At 73.3% G+C, this 15,470-nt stretch carries 14 protein-coding genes; 9 read left to right on the top strand and 5 right to left on the bottom strand.

Going from position 1 to position 15,470, the window contains the following annotated elements:
* Window positions 1-22: 22 nt before the first annotated feature.
* The 3 genes from EKO23_RS00400 to EKO23_RS00390 form a co-directional block, all read right to left on the bottom strand.
* The gene (locus EKO23_RS00400; RefSeq protein WP_134712942.1) at window positions 23-979 is read right to left on the bottom strand and encodes an alpha/beta fold hydrolase; all 957 of its coding nucleotides are present in this window, start codon (window positions 977-979) and stop codon (window positions 23-25) included.
* Window positions 980-1,075: 96 nt separating this feature from the next.
* Window positions 1,076-1,291 (bottom strand): hypothetical protein, encoded by a 216-nt coding sequence (locus tag EKO23_RS00395; protein ID WP_134712940.1) that lies wholly within the window; start codon window positions 1,289-1,291, stop codon window positions 1,076-1,078.
* Window positions 1,292-1,396: 105 nt separating this feature from the next.
* Window positions 1,397-2,242: an EamA family transporter gene (locus EKO23_RS00390; protein ID WP_246050825.1), complete on the bottom strand. Its 846-nt coding sequence runs from the start codon at window positions 2,240-2,242 to the stop codon at window positions 1,397-1,399.
* Window positions 2,243-2,401: 159 nt separating this feature from the next.
* Here EKO23_RS00390 and EKO23_RS00385 point away from each other — a divergent pair, with 159 nt between their 5' ends.
* From EKO23_RS00385 to EKO23_RS00375, 3 genes are all read left to right on the top strand, one after another.
* Window positions 2,402-3,493 carry a WD40/YVTN/BNR-like repeat-containing protein gene (locus EKO23_RS00385; protein ID WP_134712936.1) on the top strand — a complete coding sequence of 364 codons (1,092 nt, stop codon included), beginning with the start codon at window positions 2,402-2,404 and terminating at the stop codon, window positions 3,491-3,493.
* A 93-nt stretch (window positions 3,494-3,586) separates the two neighbouring features.
* Window positions 3,587-4,048 (top strand): SRPBCC family protein, encoded by a 462-nt coding sequence (locus EKO23_RS00380; RefSeq protein WP_134712934.1) that lies wholly within the window; start codon window positions 3,587-3,589, stop codon window positions 4,046-4,048.
* 52 nt (window positions 4,049-4,100) lie between these two features.
* On the top strand, window positions 4,101-8,525 hold the full coding sequence (locus EKO23_RS00375) for an nSTAND1 domain-containing NTPase (protein WP_134712932.1): 4,425 nt from the start codon (window positions 4,101-4,103) through the stop codon (window positions 8,523-8,525).
* Here EKO23_RS00375 and EKO23_RS00370 read toward each other — a convergent pair.
* Window positions 8,522-8,902 (bottom strand): hypothetical protein, encoded by a 381-nt coding sequence (locus tag EKO23_RS00370; protein ID WP_134712930.1) that lies wholly within the window; start codon window positions 8,900-8,902, stop codon window positions 8,522-8,524. The genes EKO23_RS00375 and EKO23_RS00370 overlap by 4 nt on opposite strands.
* Window positions 8,903-9,101: 199 nt before the next feature.
* Between EKO23_RS00370 and EKO23_RS00365 the strand changes: the two genes are divergently transcribed.
* The 4 genes from EKO23_RS00365 to ilvD all read left to right on the top strand — a co-directional run bounded on the left by EKO23_RS00365 (window position 9,102) and on the right by ilvD (window position 12,861).
* Complete coding sequence (locus tag EKO23_RS00365; protein ID WP_134712928.1) at window positions 9,102-9,326, top strand: hypothetical protein; 225 nt, start codon at window positions 9,102-9,104, stop codon at window positions 9,324-9,326.
* A 131-nt stretch (window positions 9,327-9,457) separates the two neighbouring features.
* Entirely contained in the window at window positions 9,458-9,634 is a 177-nt protein-coding gene (locus tag EKO23_RS25995) for a twin-arginine translocation signal domain-containing protein (protein ID WP_246050824.1), read from the top strand.
* On the top strand, window positions 9,631-11,091 hold the full coding sequence (locus EKO23_RS00360) for an alkaline phosphatase D family protein (RefSeq protein ID WP_246050823.1): 1,461 nt from the start codon (window positions 9,631-9,633) through the stop codon (window positions 11,089-11,091). The genes EKO23_RS25995 and EKO23_RS00360 overlap by 4 nt, the downstream gene beginning before the upstream one ends.
* 87 nt (window positions 11,092-11,178) lie before the next feature.
* On the top strand, window positions 11,179-12,861 hold the full coding sequence (gene ilvD, locus EKO23_RS00355) for a dihydroxy-acid dehydratase (protein ID WP_134712926.1): 1,683 nt from the start codon (window positions 11,179-11,181) through the stop codon (window positions 12,859-12,861).
* A 123-nt stretch (window positions 12,862-12,984) separates the two neighbouring features.
* Here ilvD and EKO23_RS00350 read toward each other — a convergent pair whose 3' ends face one another.
* Entirely contained in the window at window positions 12,985-13,602 is a 618-nt protein-coding gene (locus EKO23_RS00350) for an ABC transporter substrate-binding protein (RefSeq protein ID WP_134712924.1), read from the bottom strand.
* A gap of 206 nt (window positions 13,603-13,808) precedes the next feature.
* Here EKO23_RS00350 and EKO23_RS00345 point away from each other — a divergent pair, with 206 nt between their 5' ends.
* Together EKO23_RS00345 and EKO23_RS00340 are read left to right on the top strand one after the other, a co-directional pair.
* A complete protein-coding gene (locus EKO23_RS00345) occupies window positions 13,809-15,050 on the top strand; it encodes a kynureninase (RefSeq protein WP_246050822.1) in 1,242 nt (413 codons plus the stop codon).
* A gap of 1 nt (window position 15,051) precedes the next feature.
* A complete protein-coding gene (locus EKO23_RS00340; RefSeq protein ID WP_134712920.1) occupies window positions 15,052-15,468 on the top strand; it encodes a VOC family protein in 417 nt (138 codons plus the stop codon).
* Window positions 15,469-15,470: the final 2 nt, after the last annotated feature.

Below are 15,470 nucleotides of genomic sequence, written 5' to 3'. Positions count from 1 at the left end.
CTGAGACTGTAGCCAGCGACGCCTACGCCTCAGCGGTGTCGCCGGCGTCCGCGGCCCCGACGCGAGCCAGCAGCTCGAGCAGGTGGCGGTGCACCTCGCGCGGCTTCTCCAGGGCGATGAAGTGCGACCCCGCCAGCTCGACGTACGCCGCGCCCTCGATGCGGGCGGCGGCCGAGGCCATGTCGCGGGCCCCGGCCAGGACGTCCCAGGTGGCGGCGAGGAACGTGGTGGGCACCGCCACCCGGCTCAGCGAGACCCGCTGGTGCTGGGAGGTGCGGAGCGCGAGGTGGAAGTACCAGTCGACCGGCGTGGTGAGGAACTCGCGGATCGCCCGAGCCGCGACGGCCGCGTCGGCGACGGGCAGCATGAAGCCGGTGTGGGAGACCAGGCTGACGGCCCGGTCGCCGATCGGCAGTCGGCGGGCGATCGGGGTGAGTGCGTGGCCGGCGTACTTCAGGAACCGGCTGAGGTTCACGGTCGCGGCTCGGTTCAGCTGCCGGGGGAGGTGCAGCGGGGCGAGCATGGTGCCGAACGTGTCGCCGGGGACCCCGGCGACCGCGAACAGGCCGGCGACCCGCTCGGGGTGGTGCAGGGCCAGCTCGAACATCGTGTTCACGCCCATGGACCAGCCCATGAGCACCGCCCGATCGAGCCCGGCGTGGTCCATCACGGCGAGCGCGTCCTCGACGAACGCGTCGATGCCGACGTGACGGCGGTCCGCGGGACGCTCGGAGCCGCCGGTGCCGCGGTGGTTCCACGAGACCACCCGCACCCCGCACGCTGGGTCGAGCAGGGCCGGCATGGTCCACGCGCTGGTGCCGAGCCCGTTGCAGAGCACGACGGTCGGGCCGTCGATCAGGCAGTCGGGGTCGTTGGTCCACGCCCGCAGCCGGGTGCCGTCGCCGGACACCACGTCGTAGAAGAACGGGGACGGGACGTGGTCGAGGTCGGCGGTCGTCGACGGCGCAGTGGCGGACATGCCGCGGATTCTGCCAAGTCGCGCTTCCCAAGTGGGGGAGGTGTGGCCGAGACCACCCGGCGGCGCACCGCGCAGAACGGTGGCCGCCGGGCGGGCTCAGCCGTGTGCCGCGACCTGTTCGGCGATGAGGGAGGGTGCGTCCAGGTCCGCCAGGAACTCCTCGACGTCGTCGAGCTCGGCACGGCGCTGGGCCAGAGCCGTCGAGGCGATCATGGCGTTGCGGCGGGCCTGCTGCTGCGAGGCCACGCTCCAGCCGTCGATCCAGTGGAGCGTGATCCTCGGTCGCCCGGGGATCAGGTGCATGGGGTTCATCGGTCCGCCTCCGATGGGGGGAATGACTGCAGCCACGAACCTAGGAGCCGGTCGAGTCGCGACCGTCAACGACGTGTGACATCTGTGTGAACTCCGGGCCGGGGCCTAGTCGGGTGCCGGCTCGGCGTACGTCGCGCCGGTCCGGGTGGCGCCGACGGAGGCCGCGATCACGCACGCCATCGCCACCCACTGCAGCGGCGCGAGGTACTCCTGGAGCACGATCACCGCGGCCAGCGCGGCCGCCGCCGGCTCCAGGCTCATCAGGATCCCGAACACCGCGGGGCGCAGGGTACGCAGCGCCGCGAGCTCGAAGCTGTAGGGGATGACCGAGCTCAGCAGGCCCACCATCGCGCCGAGCGCCAGAACCTCGGGGTCCAGCAGGTCTCCGCCTCCCGCCTCGAGCGCCGGCAGCGTCAGCAGGGCTGTCGCGACGACGCTGGCGACCGCCAGCCCGTCGAGTCCCGGCCAGCGGCGTCCGGTGCTCGCGCTCAGCAGGATGTACGCCGCCCAGCAGGCGCCGGCGAGCAGCGCGAAGAGCGCGCCGGACCACGTGACGCCCTCGGGCTCGAACCCGAGCAGCACGACGCCGACCCCGGCCAGTGCCACCCAGAGGAGGTCGCGCGCCCGCCGGGATCCGACCACGGCGATCGCGAGCGGGCCGACGAACTCGATCGTGACGGCGATCCCGAGCGGGATCCGGGCGAAGGCCTGGTAGATCGACCAGTTCATCAGCCCCAGCGCGAGACCGAAGCCGGCGACCACCACCCAGTCCTGGCGGGTGCGCGCCCGGAGCGCGGGCCGTGCGATCGCGATCAGCACCACGGCACTGGTCAGCAGCCGCAGGAACACCATCGCGGTCGGGTCGACCCGGTCGAAGAGGTGCTTGGCCACCGCCGCGCCGAACTGCACCGAGAGGATGCCGACGAGGACGTACCCGATCGCCCGCCTCAATGCCCCTCCACGATGTCGGTCCGACGTCCTAGTCTGCAAGAGCATCGCACCGCAGCGATGCCACGGAGGCAGCGGTCCAGGGACGCACGGCGTCGGCCGATGAATCCGCGCGCCGGCGCCGGTCAGACCAGAGACCGGCAGGCACCGAGGGAGACGACGATGGCGGACGGCACGACGGTTCTGATGGTGGGCACCCGCAAGGGACTGTGGATCGGCAGGTCCGACGGCGCCCGGGCCGACTGGTCCTGGACCGGCCCGCACTTCGACATGGAGGAGATCTACTCCTGCATGGTCGACACCCGCGGCGACCGGCCCCGGTTGCTGGTCGGTGCCTCCTCGAGCTGGACCGGCCCGCAGGTCTGGCGGTCCGACGACCTCGGCCAGACCTGGCAGGAGACCCCGAACGGTGCGGTCCGGTTCCCCGAGGGGGCCGACGCGACGGTGGAGCGGGTCTGGCAGCTGGTTCCGGGGGCCGAGGACGGCGTGGTGTACGCCGGCACCGAGCCCGCTGCGGTGTTCAGGTCCACCGACGGCGGCGAGCGGTTCGCGCTCGAGCAGGCGCTGTGGGACCACCCGCACCGCCCCCAGTGGAATGCCGGCTTCGGCGGCCAGGCCTTCCACACCGTGCTGCCGCACCCGACCGACCCGCGGTCGGTCACCGCGGCGCTCTCCACCGGTGGCGTCTACCGCACCACCGACGGGGGCGCGTCCTGGGAGCCCCGCAACACCGGCATCCGGGCGGAGTTCCTCCCCGAGGGCCAGCAGTACCCCGAGTTCGGCCAGTGCGTCCACAAGGTCGCCCGTCACCCCGCGCACCCGGAGCGGCTCTTCCTCCAGAACCACGGCGGGGTCTACCGCTCCGACGACGAGGGCGGCCAGTGGGACTACATCGGCGACGGGCTGCCGGTCGACTTCGGGTTCCCGATGGTCGTGCACCCGCACCAGCCAGACACGATCTTCACCTTCCCGCTCCAGGGCGGCGACCGGCGCTACCCCGTCGAGGCCAAGGCGGTGGTGTGGCGCTCGCGGGACGCGGGGGAGACCTGGGAGGCGTGCGGCAAGGGTCTGCCCGACACGTTCTTCGTGGGCGTGATGCGCGACGCGATGAGCGCCGACCAGCACGACCCGGCCGGGCTCTACTTCGGCGGCCGCAACGGCGCGGTGTTCGCCAGCGCCGACGAGGGCGAGTCCTGGCGCGAGGTCGTCTCCAACCTGCCCGACGTGATGGTGGTGCGCGCCGCGGCCGTGTGACCCCCCCGGGGGCGGGGGCGCGCCCGAATCCCTACCGGCCCGGTGGCTCGTGAGGCAGGATGCGGAGCGATACCTGGCAGGAGGTTTCACACCATGGGCGCCTACGCCGTCTCCCGGAGCACCACCGTGATCGCCGACCCGGCACGGGTGCACGGGCTCATCAACGACTTCCGCGAGTGGACCGCGTGGTCCCCGTGGGAGGACATCGATCCCGACCTCCAGCGCGACTACACCGGCCCCGACGAGGGTGTGGGGGCGCGCTACGAGTGGAGCGGGAACCGCAAGGCCGGCGAGGGGTCGATGGAGATCACCTCGTCCGAGCCGCAGGAGATCGGGATCCAGCTCGACTTCCTCAAGCCGTTCAAGGCCAGCAACGCGGTCACCTTCACGCTGACCCCCGCTGTCGACGGCACCCAGGTCACCTGGCTGATGACCGGCCAGCAGTCCGGACTGATGTCACTGTTCGGCAAGCTGGTCCCGATGGACAAGCTGGTCGGCAAGGACTTCGAGAAGGGGCTCACCCGGCTCAAGGCTGCCGCGGAGCGACCCGCCTGACCTAGTTCGGTCGTGCCTGCCGGGCGCCGCGGTCCCGGGGCTAGCATCGATCATGCGGTGCGGCGTCCTCGGGCCGCTGGAGGTCCTTGACGACGACGGCGCACGGATCTCGGTGCCAGGTGCGAAGGAGCGCCTGCTGCTGGCGGTCCTCGCCGCCGAGTCGCCGCACGTGGTCGGCGTCGACCGGCTGGTCGACGACCTGTGGAACGGCGACCCCCCGCGCACCGCGGTCAAGTCGCTGCAGGCCCACGTCGTGCGCCTGCGGAGCGCGCTCGAGCCGGACCGCCCGGCGGGCTCACCCGGACGGTACGTCGTACGCCGCCAGTCGGGCTACGCGCTCGCGGTGGAGGACGGTGGCCTCGACGTGCGCCGGTTCACCGAGCTGAGCGCCCGAGGACGCGCGCTGCTCTCCTCGGGTGACCACGCGCTGGCAGCCGAGGCGCTGTCCGCGGCCCTCGGGCTGTGGCGGGGCGCGCCGTACGCCGACTGGCCGGACGCCGAGTTCGCCGTGGGGGAGCGCAACCGGCTCGAGGGGGTCCGGAGCAACACCCTGGGCTGGTGGCTCGAGGCGCGACTCGCCCTCGGCCAGCACCTCGACGTCGTGCCGGAGCTGCAGCGGCTCACCGCGGAGCACCCCACGGACGAGCGGTGGTGGTCGCTGCTGGCGCTGGCCCTCTACCGCGCCGGCCGGCAGGGGGACGCCCTGGCCGCGGTCCGCGACGCCCGGGCGACGCTCGCCGACGAGCTCGGTGTCGATCCGGGACCCGAGCTCACCCGGATCGAGGAGGGGATCCTCCGCCAGGACCCCGCCCTCGACCTGGAGCAGGAGACCTCGACGCAGCAAGCGGGTGCTGCGGAGTCCGCTGTCCTCGTCGGATGTCCGTACAAGGGGCTGGCCGCCTACCAGTTCGAGGACCGGGACCTGTTCCGTGGGCGGGACCGGCTGGTGTCCCGCCTGGTCGGGGCGCTGGTCGACAGCCGGCTGCTCGTGGTCGCCGGGTCCAGCGGGGTCGGCAAGTCGTCGCTCGTGCGCGCAGGCCTGCTCCCGGCCCTGGCCGACGGAGCCCTGCCGGGCTCCCGTGGGTGGTCTGCGCTCGTCACCACGCCGGGTCCTCACCCCGTCGACGCGCTTGCCGCCCTCCTCGTCGACGACCCGCAGCCACCGCGGGTGCTCGTCTGCGACCAGCTGGAGGAGCTGTGGTCACCGGTGGTCGACGCGGCCGAGCGGATCGCCTTCCTCGACACGGTGCTGGGCCTCGTGGACGACGGCGGCGTGGCGCGCTGCGTCCTCGTGGTGCGTGGCGACCACGTCGGCCGGCTCGCCGAGCACGCCTCGATGGCCGAGCGGATGGTGGGCGCGCTCACCCTGGCCGCGCCGCCGGACGACGCGGAGCTGCGGGAGGTCGTCGAGGGCCCGGCAGCGGCGGCGGGCCTGGCGGTCGAGCCCGACCTGGTCGAGGCCGTCCTCCGTGACGTCGTGGGACGACCGGGGGCGCTGCCGCTGCTCTCGGCGGCGCTGGTGGGGACCTGGGAGCGGCGCCGGGGGCGCCTGCTCACCCTGGCCGGGTACCTCGAGGCCGGAGGGGTGGCCGGCGCCGTCGCCGCCAGTGCGGAGGCGGCGTACGCGGGCTTCGACGCGGAGGAGCAGGAGGCGGCCCGTCAGGTGCTCGTGCGGCTCGCCGAGCAGGACGACGGAGGCGGGCTCCGGCGGCGCCGGATGTCGATGGCCGAGATCGCGCCGACGGACGACCCGGGTTCGACGCACCGCCGGGTGGTCGAGGCGCTGGCCGGCCACCGGCTGCTCACCCTGGATGGCGACGATGTCGAGGTCGCCCACGAGGCCCTGCTGGTCGCCTGGCCCCGGCTGGTCCGCTGGCTGGAGGACGACAGCGTCGGGCGCGCCGTACGACGCCGCCTCGCGCCCGATGCCCTGGAGTGGGAGCACGACGGCCGCCCCCGCGAGCAGCTCTACCGGGGGGCCCGGCTCCAGGCCGTGGCGGACTGGATCGACGCCCCCGGCTCCGGCGCCACGGTGGTCGAGCACGCGTTCGTCGCGGCCGCTCGGGACCAGGCCGAGCAGGAGCTGCGCGAGGCCCGGGCCCGGGTGGAGACCGAGGCCGCGGCCCGGCGCCGTACCCGCCGCCTCGCGACCGGTCTGACCGCGGTCCTCGTGCTCGCCCTGGCGGCCACGGCGGTGGCGGTCGTCTTCCAGCGGTCCGCGGACAGACGGGCGGCGGAGGCGGAGACCGCCCAGAAGATCGCCGACGCCAACCGTCTCGCCGCCCAGTCCACCGGGGCCCGCTCGCTCGACCTGTCGTTGCTGCTCGCGGCCAACGCCCTGCGGACCGCAGACACGCCGGCCACCGAGGACGGCCTGCTGGACGCGCTGGTGGCACATCGACGGGCCACCGAGGTGCACCCGGCGCCGACGGGCACGGAGGACGTGTCGTTCAGCATCGATCACCGAGTCGGGTACGCGTCCCTCGGCGGTCCCTCGCCCCAGCTGCTGTCCTGGCGCATCGACGGCTCGGAGAGACCTCGCGTGCTGGCGCGTTGGCGGGCTTGGTCGATCGACGCCGCGCCGGACGGTCGATCGGTCGCCGGAGCCGGCGAGACCGACGACTTCGAACCTCGCCTCGCCGTCTACTCAGAAGACGGAGACCTCCTGCGCGAGTGGGTCGGGGTCGACGTGCTCGGCGGCTACCCGTCGGGCATCGCCTTCGCACCCTCGGGGCGTCTGCGCATGGTAACCATCGACTCGGACGAGCGGTCCCGCCGCTTCGCGACGCTCCGCGAGGCCGACGTCGACACGGGACGCGTGCGGACGATCCGGCGCCTGCTCGGCCCGTGGTCCGAGAAGTTCTGGCCCGGCAGCTGGTCCACTTCGGACAGGTCGCGCATCGTCACCTGGAGGGACGATGACCAGAGCCGGGTCGTGCTGCACGACGTCGCGACGGGACGGCGAACGCGGGTGCACCTCGTCCACAGGGACGCGCGGAGCGTGTTCTTCGCGGCGCTGCCGAACGGCACCATGCAGGTCTGGTCCGACGGCGTCCTCACGCGCTATGACGACCGCGGGAGGCTCGCCCAGACCCTCGGCGGGCACGATTTTCCCATCTCGAACCTGCTCGTGCTCCCGAACGGGCGTCGTGGGGTGACGGTCGGTGGGGAGGGGGAGGTGCGGCTGTGGGCGATCTCCCGGACTGGTGATTGGACGCCGGCCGAGGTGCTTGCCGGCCACACCGGGGAGGTGCGCTACGTCGAGGCAGCGAACGACGGGCGAAGGATCATGACCTTGTCGACCGACGGCACGATGATCGGGTGGGACCTCGGTGGCGCCGCGGGTTTCGGCGCGGCCTACCCGGCGCTGGGCGACGGCTGGATATCCAACCGGGTTCTCGTCGTCGACCCCGGTCACCTGGTGGTCGCGCCGTTGCGTTCGTTCGCCAGATCCCTCACGCCCGTGCCGACTCAGCGTCTCCACGTCGCCTTCGTGGACCCGGGCACGGGTGAGCAGGTGGCACGCGTCCCGGTGGGAAAGACCGGGGCGGACGCCTTCTTCGGCTCGTCGCTGGCGGTGAGTCCCGACGCCCGGAGGGTGGCGGTCACCGGCATCTGGTGGACCACCGTGATCGACGCCCGGACCCGCGACGTGGTGGCCCGGATCCGGCTGCCCGCCCCAGCGTGGGCAGCCGACCAGCCGGGAGAGGCGGCCTGGTCGTCCGTGTGGTCCCGGGACGGCTCGCGGCTGCTGCTCGGCGCCGTGGGGCGTCGTGAGGGCGACGAGGGGGACATCGTGGTCGTGGATCCGTCGACGGGGCGGGTGGACCGCCGCGTGCGGGTCCCGGGAGGCGCCCAGGTGATGGAGTGGTCGCCGGACGGCAAGGTCCTGGCCGTCGGCTCCGAGGCGTATGCACGGGTGACCCTCCTCGACGCGAACCTGCGGCGGCTTCGGGTAGTGCGGCTCGCGGCCTCGGACTACCCGTTCGACCTGGCGTTCTCGGCCGACGGGAGCCGGCTGGCGGTCGGCGGCGCGCTGGGAAACGTGTCCGTGGTCGACACCTCGACCTGGGAGCTCCTGCACGAGCCGGGGCTCGTGCACAGCTCGGCGGTCGTGGACGTGGCTTGGCTCGCCGACGGGAAGACAGTCGTGGCGAGCGGTATGGACGAGCGGGCCTCGCTCTACGACTCGTCGCGCGACCTGGTCCGAGCCGGGCCGTTCCCGGCCTCCGACCGGCCGCCGGACGGCCGGGGGTACGCGTACATCGTGCCGGGTGCCGACGACGAGCTGGTGCTCTCGGGTGGCGACCAGCCGGGGCACCGCTACCCCCTCGACCCCGCGATCTGGCTGGTCGCCGCCTGTCGGATCGCCGGCCGCGACCTGACCCGGGCCGAGTGGCGGACCTACCTTCCCGACCGGCCGTACCGGCGGACGTGCGCGGAGATCCTCGGGGTCGAGGCCGGGCAGCGACGCTAGTCCCCGCTGCCCTGGACTGCCTCCAGGCGACGGGTCCACGCCTCTGCGGAGGTGCGCGGGTCCTGACGGTAGGGGTTGGTGGCGTGGAGCCCGACCTCGGGACGAGCAAGGGGGCGCCCCCGGACCGTCGGGTCGGACTGCTGCTGGAGCAGCTCCGGGTGCCGTTGCCACACGTCCGACATGGCGCGGTCGCTGAAGTAGATGTGCAGGAAGCGCTGCTCCCACGGGTCGCCGGCGTAGCGCTTGGCCGCGTCTGCGACGCTCTCCGAGCGGGTGACCGGCTCGGAGTCGGCCGTCCCGGTGCCGCACGCCGTCACCAGGGTGGCGAGGGTGGTGGCGGCGGCGGCCAGGCTGAGGGTGCTGGTGGTGCGTGACATGAGGTGCTCCTCGGTTCGGTGCCGGGCGGGTCCCGGCGATGCCAGGAGCACACATCGCGGCGGTTGCGGGACGACCCGGGCGCGGTTGTGGTCCGGTTGTGGCGCGGCCGACGCCGCACTCCGAGGGCCCAAACGGGCCATGCCGCGATCCCCACGACGGGCCGCTGTCAGCGCCGCTCTCCGTGGGTGACCATGTGCTGTGCACAAGAGGGAGCGGGTCGGGACGGGGGTGCGGGGGCGGCTGCTCCGGCGTCCTCTGATGTGGTGCTGCGCACTCGGGCTGGTCGGGGGCGGCCTGACCTGGGCGCTCCTGCCGGGGTGGCGGCTGGGGACCGCGCTCCTGTGGGTGCTGATGTGGGGCGGCGTCGGGCTGGCCGTCGGCATCGCGGTCCTGGCCAGCACCAGCGTCGCCGGCCGGAACTGACCGGGGCGGACGACCGACCCGGGCGGTGTCGCGCCTCGATTGGTCGATGCGACGCGGCGGACCGCGACTGGCCCGGACCCGTTCACCCCGTCGTACGCCGGGCGTCACCGGGTCCCGGTGGGGTTTCGGGCATGCACCCATCTCGGAGAACCGTCCTGCGGGCCGGCGCGCTCACCAGCGCCGCCGCCCTCCTGCCCACCGCTGCCGTGCTCCGCGACGTCCGCCCCTCCGCGGCCGCACAGCCCCTGCCCTCCAACCCCTTCCGGCTCGGCGTCGCCAGCGGCGACCCCTCCCGGACGGTTTCGTGATCTGGACCCGCCTGGCCCTCGACCCGGTCGCCGCCGACGGGCTCGGCGGGATGCCCGCGACCTCCTACCAGGTGAGCTGGCAGGTCGCGACCAACGAGCGCTTCGCCGACGTGGTGCGGGCCGGCGCCTTCACCGCCGACCCGTCGGCCGCCCACTCCGTCCACGTCGAGGTCGGCGGGCTGCGGCCGGGGCGGGAGTACTTCTACCGGTTCCGCACCGGCCAGCACCTGTCCCGGGCCGGGCGGGCGCTCACCACGCCGGCGCACGGCGCCGACGTGGCCGCGCTGACGATGGGCGTGGTGTCCTGCTCGAACTTCCCGGCCGGCTACTTCACGGCGTACCGCCGCCTGGCCGAGGACCGGCCGGACCTGGTGCTGCACCTCGGCGACTACCAGTACGAGGGTGGCGGCAACGGCACCGGCCGGCAGCACATCGGCCCGGAGACCACGACCCTGGCCGGCTACCGGCAGCGGCACGGGCAGTACAAGTCCGACCGCGACCTCCAGGAGGCGCACGCGGTCGCGCCGTGGCTCGCCGTGTGGGACGACCACGAGGTCGACAACAACTACGCCGGTGACGTCCCGGAGCGGGTCACCGAGCAGCCCGGGTTCCTCGCCCGGCGCGCCGCGGCGTACCGGGCGTACTACGAGAACATGCCGCTGCGGCGTACGTCGGTGCCCCGTGGCCCCGACCTCGCCCTCTACCGGCGCGTGGCCTGGGGCGGGCTGGCGACGTTCCACATGCTCGACACCCGGCAGTACCGCTCCGACCAGGCGTGCGGCGACGGTTACAAGGACTGCGTCGACGCTGCCGACCCCGCCCGCTCGCTGCCCGGGAGTGCGCAGGAGGAGTGGCTGCTCGACGGGTTCCGCCGCTCGGAGGCGCGCTGGGACGTGCTCGGGCAGCAGGTGTTCTTCGGCCGCCGCGACAACGACCCCGGTGCGGCGACCACGGTCTCGATGGACGCGTGGGACGGCTACCCGGCCTCGCGGCAGCGGATCACCCGGGGCTGGGTCGACGCGGGCGTCCGCAACCCGGTCGTCCTGACCGGCGACGTACACGCGCACTGGGGTGCCGACCTGCGCCTGGAGCCCGGCAACCTCGAGTCGCCGGTGGTGGGTTCGGAGTTCATCACCTCCTCGATCACCTCGGGCGGCAACGGCTACGACAAGCCGGACGGCCTGCACCCGTGGGCGGCCTGGAACCCGGACCTGCGGTTCTGGACCAACCTGCGCGGCTACCTGCTCACCACCGTCACGCCGGCGGCGATGACCACCGACTACCGGTGCGTCCCCGTCGTCACCACGCCCGACGCCGCCGCCTTCACCCGCGCGACGTACGTCGTCGAGGACGAGGTGCCGGGCCTCCAGGAGGTGGCCGCGAACCCGCGCCGGACCCGCAGCGCGCCGCCGAGCGACGAGCAGATCATCGCCGACACCATCAAGGCCGAGAGCTGATCGGGTCGTCCGCCCCACGAGGGTCCATGCGCCCTCGTCATGCGGACGACCCGGGCGCGGCGGGGTCGGAGAAACTAGTCTCGGGCCATGACCCCGACGCCCGACATCAAGCCCCGTTCCCGCGACGTCACCGACGGTCTCGAGAAGACCGCAGCCCGGGGCATGCTCCGGGCGGTGGGCATGGGGGACGACGACTGGGAGAAGCCCCAGATCGGCGTCGCGTCGAGCTGGAACGAGATCACCCCGTGCAACCTCTCGCTGCAGCGACTGGCGCAAGCGGTGAAGAACGGCGTGCACGCGGCCGGGGGCTACCCGCTGGAGTTCGGCACCATCTCGGTCTCCGACGGCATCTCCATGGGCCACGAGGGCATGCACTTCTCGCTGGTCTCGCGCGAGGTGATCGCGGACTCGGTGGAGACGGTGATGATGGCCGAGCGCCTCGACGGCTCGGTGCTGCTGGCCGGCTGCGACAAGTCGCTGCCGGGCATGCTGATGGCCGCCGCCCGCCTCGACCTGGCCTCGGTCTTCCTGTACGCCGGCTCGATCATGCCCGGCCAGGTGGACGGCAACGACGTCACGATCATCGACGCGTTCGAGGCCGTCGGCGCCTGCCTGGCCGGCAAGATCTCGCGGGACCGCGTCGACGAGATCGAGCGCGCGATCTGTCCGGGCGAGGGCGCCTGTGGCGGCATGTACACCGCGAACACCATGGCCGCCGTCGCCGAGGCGCTCGGCATGAGCCTGCCCGGCTCGGCCGCGCCGCCCGCGGTGGACCGCCGCCGCGACGGGTTCGCCCACCGGTCCGGGCAGGCCGTGGTCGAGATGCTGCGCCAGGGCATCACCGCCCGGCAGGTGCTGACCCGCGAGGCGTTCGAGAACGCGATCGCCGTCGTGATGGCCCTGGGCGGGTCCACCAACGCGGTGCTGCACCTGCTCGCGATCGCTCGCGAGGCCGAGGTGCCGCTGACCATCGACGACTTCAACGCCATCGGCGACACGGTGCCGCACCTCGGCGACCTCAAGCCGTTCGGCCGGTTCGTCATGAACGACGTCGACAAGATCGGCGGCATCCCGGTCGTGATGAAGGCCCTGCTCGACGCGGGCCTCATGCACGGCGACACCCTCACCGTGACGGGGAGGACGATGCGCGAGAACCTCGAGGCGCTCGCCCCGGCCAGCCTCGACGGCGAGGTGCTCCGCCCCCTCGACCGGCCGATCCACGCGACTGGTGGCCTGACCATCCTCAAGGGCTCACTGGCTCCCGAGGGTGCCGTCGTGAAGTCGGCCGGCTTCGACGAGTCGGTGTTCACCGGCACGGCCCGGGTGTTCGACGGCGAGCGGGCCGCGATGGACGCCCTGGAGCAGGGCCGGATCCTCGCCGGCGACGTCGTGGTGATCCGCTACGAGGGCCCGAAGGGTGGCCCCGGCATGCGGGAGATGCTCGCCATCACCGGCGCGATCAAGGGCGCCGGGCTCGGCAAGGACGTCCTGCTGATCACCGACGGCCGCTTCTCCGGAGGCACGACCGGGCTCTGCGTGGGACACATCGCGCCCGAGGCGGTGGACGGCGGGCCGATCGCGTTCGTCCGTGACGGCGACCCGATCACGCTCGACGTGGCCAACCGGACCCTCGCGGTCACCATCGACGACGACGAGCTGGCCGCCCGCAAGGACGGCTGGACGCCGAACCCGCCGAAGTACACCTCCGGCGTGCTCGGCAAGTACGCCCGCCTCGTGCAGTCCGCCGCGCACGGCGCCGTCACCGGCTGACCCGGCACAAGATGTGCCGACTCAGCACGCGACCGCGACGGTGACCCGGCACAGGATGTGCCGACTCACCGCCCGACGGACGCAGTGACCCGGCACAGGATGTGCCGGGTCACCGAGGGTGGGTCAGAGGCCGAGGCCGAGCCGTCCCAGGATCTGGTTGAGCAGGTTGGTCAGTCGACCGAGCAGCCCGTCGAGCCCACCGTCGAGCAGGCCGGTCACTGCACAGAGCAGGTTGCCCAGCAGGTTGCCGGTCCCCGACTGGGCGACGATGTCGAGCACCACCCGGTCGAGGTGCACCTGGAGCCCGAGCAGGTCGAGGTCCAGCGGGCCGAGCACGAGGTTCAGCACGTCGCACGGGGCCGCGGCCAGCGAGCGCGCGGCGACACCGGTCCGCGCCGGCTCACCGTTGATCGTCTTCACGCGCATCGTGCGCATGACCCCGAACGTCCGCGTGGTGCCGTCGTTGTTGTGGACGACGCCCTGCAGGAGCCCGCGGACGAACACCTTGCCGTCGCGGTGCGAGAACCCGATCGGCACGAAGCTGCCGGTCACGCGCCGACCGTTCCCGGTCTCGCCGACGATCCGCGAGGTGAGCTCACCCTGCGGGGTGTGCGCCACCGTGCGTCCCGCGGCGGCCGCGGGTGCGGCCGCTCCGGAGCTGCCGGTCGCCGCGCCCCCTGAGACGAGCGCGACGGCGGCGGTCACGACCAGCGCGACCAGCAGGGCGACAGGCCCTCCCACCGCTTTGTTCCTGAAGTTCACCATGGGTGTTTCCCTCCCTTGGTCTGCCTGGCCGGAGCCAGGGCCCGAGCCCGAGATGGCGCGGGCACCCGGACCCCGTGCCCACTCCGGAAAGGGACACACGCCATTTCCGCGGGAATCCATCGCCCGGGCGTGTCGCACCGTCTGACAGAGTGGGCGCCGACACCATGCCGAGAGGACCACAGGTGAGCGACCCGACCACCCCCGAGTACGCCGCGGGGCGCGACGCCGCCGACCCGCTCGCCGGTCTGCGCGATCGCTTCGTCGGGTCCGAGACGTCGCTGGTCTACTTCGACGGCAACTCGCTCGGCCGCCCGCTGCGGGCCACCCTCGACCGGCTCGACGCGTTCGTCCGCGACGAGTGGGGCGGACGCCTCATCCGTGGCTGGGACGAGGGCTGGTTCGACCTGCCGCTGACCCTCGGCGACGACCTGGCCCGGGTGCTGCTGGGGGCCGCGCCCGGGCAGACCGTGATCGGCGACTCCACCACGGTGCTGCTCTACAAGCTGATCCGGGCCGGTGTCGACGCGCAGCTGGCGGCGGACCCGGGCCGCACTGAGATCGTGATCGACCGCGACAACTTCCCGACCGACCGCTACGTCGTCGAGGGGGTCGCGGCCGAGCGCGGGCTGACCGTGCGCTGGGTCGACGTCGAGCTCGCCGGCGGCGTGACTCCCGACCTGGTCCGGGCGGCGGTCGGCCCGGCCACCGGGCTGGCCGTGCTCAGCCAGGTCGCCTACCGCTCCAGCCACGTCGCCGATGCCGCCACGATCACCGAGATCGTGCACGACGCGGGCGGCCTGGTGCTGTGGGACCTCTGCCACTCCGCCGGCGCCGTCGACGTGGCGCTCGACGCGTGGGGCGCCGACCTCGCCGTGGGCTGCACCTACAAGTACCTCAACGGCGGTCCCGGCTCCCCGGCGTACTGCTACGTCGCCGCGCGCCACCAGGACCGGCTCACCCAACCGATCCAGGGCTGGATGGGGCACGCCGACCCGTTCGCCATGGGACCCGGCTACCGACCAGCCCCGGGCATGCGCCGCTACGTCAGCGGCACCCCCGCCGTGGTGGGGATGCTGGCGATGCGGGACATGCTCGCGCTGGTCGAGGAGGCCGGGATGGCGGCGGTCCGTGACAAGGCGCGTGCCCTCACGACGTACGCCGTCGAGCTCTTCGATGCCTGGCTGCAGGAGCTCGGCGTCACCCTCGGCTCGCCCCGGGACCCGTTCCAGCGCGGCGGCCACATCACCTTGCACCATCCGGCGATGCGTGCGGTGACCGCTGCGCTGTGGGACCAGGACGTGATCCCGGACTACCGCGACCCCGACGGGCTCCGGGTCGGCCTCTCGCCGCTGTCCACCTCGTTCGAGGAGGTACGCCGCGGGCTGGAGGCCGTCCGCGACACCCTCGTGAAGGTCGGCGCCTGAGGTGGACCCGCGCGTCTCGTTCATCACCCTGGCGGTCGCCGACCTCGACGCCACCCGGCGGTTCTACGTCGACGGCCTCGGCTGGCAACCCGAGATGGACGTCCCGGGCGAGGTCCTCATGATCAAGGTCGGGGACCGGCTGCTGCTCTCGCTCTGGGTCGAGCCGGCGTTCGAGGGCGAGATCGGCCCGATCCGCCGCGGCCCGGGGCTGGCTCCCATCTCCCTCGCGCACAACGTGGCCACCCGGGAGGAGGTCGACGCGGTGCTGGAGGCCGCCCGGGCCGCCGGGGCGCACCCGGTGCGGGAGGCGGAGGAGCGCGACTGGGGCGGCTACACCGGCTACTTCGGTGACCCCGACGGCTACCGCTGGGAGATCGCGTGGAACCCCGGGCCGGTCGGGCGTCTCGTGCTGCCCTGAGA

The sequence above is a fragment of the Nocardioides guangzhouensis genome (assembly GCF_004519545.1).
Taxonomy (GTDB): Bacteria; Actinomycetota; Actinomycetes; order Propionibacteriales; family Nocardioidaceae; genus Nocardioides; species Nocardioides guangzhouensis.
The sequence above is the reverse complement of the archived record's forward strand: the minus strand, read 5'-3'. Positions and strand labels throughout refer to the sequence as shown.